Source organism: Peribacillus sp. SIMBA_075 (assembly GCF_046534585.1).
The window spans coordinates 1-235 of the sequence record NZ_JAWRYN010001637.1; the positions used below are offsets into that span (position 1 = coordinate 1).

The following is a 235-nucleotide window of genomic DNA, read 5'->3' on the forward strand; positions in this document are numbered from 1 at the left end:
CGATCGACTAGATCGCCGCGGTCACCACGATCTCGATCTTCCAGTCCGGACAGGCCAGCTTGGCCTGCACGGTCGCGCGCGCCGGGGTGAAGCCCGGGGCGACCCATTCGTCCCAGACCTCGTTCATCGCGGCGAAGTCGGCGATGTCGGCCAGGAAGATCTCCGCACGCAGGATCTTGGTCTTGTCGGTGGCGCCGAGCGCGAGCAGGCGGTCGATCTCGGCCAGCACCTGGCG

Annotated in this window: 1 protein-coding gene; it reads right to left on the bottom strand. The window is 68.1% G+C overall.

Translation table 11 applies throughout. From position 1 onward, the window contains the following. Positions 1-7: 7 nt before the first annotated feature. Positions 8-235 (bottom strand): RidA family protein (locus SB775_RS33980; RefSeq protein WP_410865699.1); only part of this gene is annotated, 228 nt, incomplete at its 5' end.